Source organism: Flavobacterium sp. SOK18b (assembly GCF_014156605.1).
Lineage (GTDB): Bacteria > Bacteroidota > Bacteroidia > Flavobacteriales > Flavobacteriaceae > Flavobacterium > Flavobacterium tiangeerense.
The window spans coordinates 1-732 of the sequence record NZ_QKNZ01000161.1 but is presented as its reverse complement, the minus strand read 5'-3'; the positions used below and the strand labels follow the sequence as shown (position 1 = coordinate 732).

General features: G+C 42.8%; 1 protein-coding gene. It reads right to left on the bottom strand.

Annotated features, from left to right (window positions below):
* The coding region (locus DNC80_RS15640; protein ID WP_220485269.1) for a hypothetical protein at positions 1-732 on the bottom strand (732 nt) is incomplete at both ends.

Here is a 732-nt window from a genome sequence, read left to right as displayed (position 1 = left end):
TTGGACAACCATTAGCATCCGTAATTACAAAAGTATAAAGGTCCGCATTGGCATTACTTACACTTGTGGTAAATGTTAACGAGGCACTTGCTGCACTCGGGGTACTTGGCGTACCAGTTCCTTTTTGAACCGTATAGGTAAAAGGTGCTTTTCCGCCTGATATTGTTGTAGTAATAACAGCGTCTGGAGATCCAGAACAATCTAAGGTTTTCGTTACAGCTGCATTGGCTGTTAATTGCGCTGCCACTGTTACTGCTGTTCCTGTAGATATACAACCGTTTTTGTCTTTCACATAAACTGTGTACGTTCCTGGCGCTACATTAAACGTATTAGCTGTTTGGAAAGCTCCCGTTGTGCCTGCTATTCCATACGTATAAGGAGATAAAGGTCCTGAAACAGGATTTACTGTAATAGTAAATCCGCTTCCTGTCGCTAAACATTGATTTGGTACGGTTACTACTGGAGCTGCTGGTGCAGGATCTCCTGCAATGGTTACTGGAGTACTTGTTGTACATCCGTTAGCGTCACGTACAAAAACAACCCAATTTAAAACGGTTCCATTGTTAGTATCTACCGTTACTACATTGCTACTAGCAAAAGTAGTTGGTACCGTTACAGGGGTTGCTGGTACTGCTGCATAGCCGTAAGCCGTTGTTCCTCCTGATGCCGACACCGTTATTTGAGCATTATCGTTGTTGCAATTAAAGTTGGTTTGACTCGTAATAGACATTG